The following is a 4,033-nucleotide window of genomic DNA, read 5'->3' as shown; positions in this document are numbered from 1 at the left end:
CGGCTCGCCGGCGCGCCGGTGGCGGCCGCGCTGGCCGCCCAGGCGGCGGTCGCGCTCGTCGCGCTCGCCGCGGCCGTCGACGTCTGGCGCCGCACGCGCGACATGCGGCTGCGCGGGGCGGTACTGGCGGTCGCCACCCTGCTGACGACGCCATATCTGTGGAACTACGAACTGACGTGGCTCGGCATCGCGATCTTCTGCCTGATCGCACACGGCCTCGACGAAGGCTGGCTGCCCGGCGACCAGGGCATTCTCGTGCTGGCGTGGCTGCTGCCGATCTTCGAAATGCTGAACCGGCTGATGAAGCTGCCGCAGATCGGGCCGGTCGTGCTGCTCGCGGTGCTGTTCGTCGTCGTGCGCCGCACGGCGCTCGCATCCCGGAGCGCACGATGAAAGCGCCGTCGTTCGCCCGCCACGCGCATTCGGCCGCCGACGTGCATCCGGAACTCCCGATCGCCGGCCCGCGCCGCCATCCGCACTGGCTCAACCGCGATCGCGTGCGCCTCTACGCGGCCGCCGTGCTGCTGACCGAGCTGCTGTTCATCGCGATCTACCTGACCCGCTTCCTCCTGTCGCGCCACGGCGCGCTGGAACCGCTGTCGCAGGACTTCTCGCCGGTCTGGAGCGCCGCGTGGCTCGCCGCGCACGGTCACGGCGCGGACGCGTGGCATTTCCCCGCGCTGTTCGCGGTCCAGAAGCTCGCGGTCCCGACGATGACGCTCGCGGACGGCACGCTGCCGTGGCTCTATCCGCCGACGATGCTGCTGTTCGTGTTGCCGCTCGGCTGGCTGCCGTACACGCTGGCGGTCGTGCTGTGGCTCGGCATCACGATCGCGCTGTTCGCGGCGACGATGCGCGCCACGGTGCAGCGCGACGCCGCGTGGCTGTGCGCGCTCGCGTTTCCGGGTGCGTTCCTCACGGTGATCGTCGGGCAGACGAGCCTCTTCACCGCGACGCTCGCCGCACTCGGCCTGCTCGCGTTGAACCGGCGGCCCGTCGTTGCCGGAATCTGCTTCGGGTTGCTGACGATGAAGCCGCAGCTCGCGGTGCTGTTCCCGCTCGCGCTGCTGTGCGCGGGCCAATGGCGCGCGCTGGCCGCGTGGGCCGCGACGATCGCCGTCAGCGTCGCGCTCGCGACGCTCGCGTTCGGGATCGGCCCGTGGCTCACGTTCATGCACGTGATCGGCAACGTCTACGCGATCGTCGATGCGGGCCACGCGAAGCTCGCCCGCATGCCGACCGTGTTCGCGCTCGCGACGATGGCCGGCTGGCCCGCGCTCGTCGCACGCGGCCTTCAGCTGCTGTCGGCTGCGGCCGCCGCGAGCGCCGTCGTCTACGCGTGGCGCGGCGCGTGTTCGTACGCGCTGCGCGCCGCGACCCTCGCGTGCGCGTGCCTGCTCGTCAGCCCGTATCTGTACGACTACGACCTCACGTGGTACGGCATCGTGATCGCGTGGTACGCGCGCTATGCATGGACGCACGGCTGGCGGCACTTCGATCGCGAATGGCTGATGCTGCTGTGGCCGATGCCGCTCGCGGGCCTCGCGATCGTGCCGCACCTGTCGTTCCAGTTCATGCCGCTCGTGACGCTCGCTTCGCTCGCGCTGCTCGTCAGCCGCATCGCCCGGGAAAGACGCGACGTGCCGTCGCTGCCCGACGCGCGCGACACCTCGACCGAGACCGGGTTCACCCACCCGCTCCGACCGCACCACCGCCCGGCGCACGGCATGCGCCGCACCGGCCGCCCGACGCTCGGCGCCGGCCGGTAAAGCGCCATCACAAGGGGAATCATCATGCGGGAACCCATCTACACGCCGCTCGTTTCGCTGGTCGTGCCGTTCTACAACGAAGGCGAAGCCGTCGAACGCTTCTTCGACGTCGTGATTCCGTTGCTGAGCGCGATCGACGCGATCCGCTTCGAGATCGTCTGCGTAAACGACGGCAGCCGCGACGACACGCTGGAACGCCTGGTCCGGATCGGCGCGGCCGAACGGCGCGTGCGCGTCATCGACCTGACCCGCAACTTCGGCAAGGAAGCCGCGCTGACGGCCGGCCTCGACGAAGCCGCGGGCGATGCGGTGATCCCGCTCGACGCGGACCTGCAGGACCCGCCGAGCCTGATCCCGGTGATGATCGACCACTGGCGCGACGGCGCGGAGGTCGTCGCGGCCAAGCGCAGCAACCGCGCGTGCGATTCGTTCGCGAAGCGCACCGCCGCCGCGATCTACTACCGCGTGCACAACCTGCTGTCGGACGTGAAGCTGCCGGAGAACGTCGGCGATTTCCGGCTGATGGACCGCAAGGTCGTGAACGCGCTGCGCAACCTGCCCGAGCGGCACCGCTTCATGAAGGGGCTGTTCGCGTGGGTCGGCTACAAGACCGTGATCGTCGAGTACCAGCGCGATCCGCGCAGCGCCGGGCACTCGAAATTCTCCGGCTGGAAGCTGTGGAATTTCGCGCTGGAAGGCATCACCAGCTTCAGCACCGTGCCGCTGCGCAGCTGGACCTACATCGGCGTCGGCATCGCGGCGCTCGCGTTCGTGTACGGTTCGTTCATCATCCTGCGCACGCTGCTGTTCGGCAATCCGGTGCTCGGCTACGCGTCGCTGATCTCGGTCACGCTGTTCATCGGCGGCATCGAGCTGATCGGGATCGGCGTGGTCGGTGAATACGTCGGGCGGATCTACGACGAATCGAAGCAACGGCCCGTCTACCTGATCCGCCGCCGCTACCAGGCGCACGGCAAGGTGATCGAACTGCCGGTCGCGCGCGACGCCCGCCGCCAGCCGGCCCGCCGGCGCGTGCAGCCGGTCCGGGCGCGCATCGGCGCGCGCTGAACGCGCGCTCGCCATGATCGGGCTGCTGCAGGCCGAGCGCACGCGGCTCGTGCGCTTCGGCGTGTCCGGGCTCGGCTCGACCGCGCTCCACACGCTGGTCGCGACGGCGCTGTTCGCACTGCGCGACGCGACGCCGGTGACCGCGAATGCCATCGCGTTCCTCTGCGCGACCGCGTTCTCGTATCTGGCGAATACGCTATGGAGCTTCTCGTCGACGGTGCGCCCCCGCAACGCGCTGCGCTTTCTCGCGGTCACGCTGGCCGGCTTCGTCGAGACGATGCTGCTCGCGCGTGCCGCCGAGGCGCTGGGTGCGTCGCGCGCGATGGGCGTCGTCGCGATCGCACTGCTGATCCCGCCGACGACGTTCGTGCTGCACCGGCTCTGGACCTACCGGTAAACAGCCGCCTTCCCGCCCCCGCCGATAATCGGTCAATCGATTAACAGATTCAATGTCGCGATATTTATGTCACGCATCGACCCGATTGATTCCGATTTTAAAATTAACTCGAAAAATCATTTTCCCGACCTGTTTACTTTTACAGCTTCCATGATTAACCAAACGGACTAATCTGCATTAGCCGTCGCCTCCGCACGTGCCGATACCGGCTCAAACCCTTGTCTCACAAGGCGATGGCGGCTGCACGAAGCAATTCGCGCAACGATGATTCCCATTACTTCAAACGGGAGCTTCTATGTCACGCGTTACCGATGTGCTCGTTTCGTTCGATACCGAAACCATTCTCAAAAAATATCCGAATCCCAGCAAGAATCCGGCGGCGCCGACGCTGATCGACTGGCGCTATGTCTATATGGTGACTAACCAGGACAACGTCATTTCCGGGCAGGCGGGCGGCGAGCTCGACCTGAAGGCGCAGGTCGGCGACCTGATCCGCTGGCGCGAAACGAGCCTGTCGCTGGGCTTCGAAAACCAGGTGGTGTTCTACAAGTTCATCGGCAACGTCGGCAACGACCTGATCTCGACGCCGACGCCGCGCGTCGCGGAAGCGTCGATTCCGGTGCCGAACACCAGCAAGCCCGAAGTGCCGACGTGCCAGAAGGTCGCGAACTAGGCGGATTCAACCGGTCGTCGCAACACTAAATTGTTGAACAGATTTCAGGTACTCGTCGAGAGCTTCGGCCGGCGTCTTCCAGCCGAGCGCTTTCCGGGGCCTGGTATTCAATGTATTTGCAACGGC

Annotated in this window: 3 protein-coding genes and 2 pseudogenes; all 5 read left to right on the top strand. The window is 67.1% G+C overall.

What is annotated here, in order from left to right; translation table 11 throughout:
- Positions 1 to 393 (top strand): annotated as a pseudogene (locus tag MMB92_RS35025) (hypothetical protein); the annotation flags it as partial.
- Complete coding sequence (locus tag MMB92_RS35020) at positions 390 to 1,769, top strand: glycosyltransferase family 87 protein (protein WP_212067004.1); 1,380 nt, start codon at positions 390 to 392, stop codon at positions 1,767 to 1,769. The pseudogene MMB92_RS35025 and the gene MMB92_RS35020, both read left to right, overlap by 4 nt.
- A 24-nt stretch (positions 1,770 to 1,793) precedes the next feature.
- Positions 1,794 to 2,837, top strand: coding sequence for a glycosyltransferase family 2 protein (locus tag MMB92_RS35015; RefSeq protein ID WP_006498084.1), 1,044 nt, complete (start codon positions 1,794 to 1,796; stop codon positions 2,835 to 2,837).
- A gap of 13 nt (positions 2,838 to 2,850) precedes the next feature.
- Positions 2,851 to 3,234 carry a GtrA family protein gene (locus MMB92_RS35010; protein ID WP_006498083.1) on the top strand — a complete coding sequence of 128 codons (384 nt, stop codon included), beginning with the start codon at positions 2,851 to 2,853 and terminating at the stop codon, positions 3,232 to 3,234.
- A gap of 295 nt (positions 3,235 to 3,529) precedes the next feature.
- Positions 3,530 to 3,904, top strand: a pseudogene (locus MMB92_RS35005) (AidA/PixA family protein); the annotation flags it as partial.
- Between the last annotated feature and the right edge of the window lie 129 nt (positions 3,905 to 4,033).

It is taken from the genome of Burkholderia sp. IO2, from assembly GCF_029522185.1.
GTDB lineage: Bacteria > Pseudomonadota > Gammaproteobacteria > Burkholderiales > Burkholderiaceae > Burkholderia > Burkholderia cenocepacia.
The sequence above is the reverse complement of the archived record's forward strand: the minus strand, read 5'-3'. Positions and strand labels throughout refer to the sequence as shown.

Coding starts and splice junctions, on each gene's coding strand:
- MMB92_RS35020 (WP_212067004.1), top strand. CDS start 390: ATGAAAGCGCCGTCGTTCGCCCGCCACGCGCATTCGGCCGCCGACGTG.
- MMB92_RS35015 (WP_006498084.1), top strand. CDS start 1,794: ATGCGGGAACCCATCTACACGCCGCTCGTTTCGCTGGTCGTGCCGTTC.
- MMB92_RS35010 (WP_006498083.1), top strand. CDS start 2,851: ATGATCGGGCTGCTGCAGGCCGAGCGCACGCGGCTCGTGCGCTTCGGC.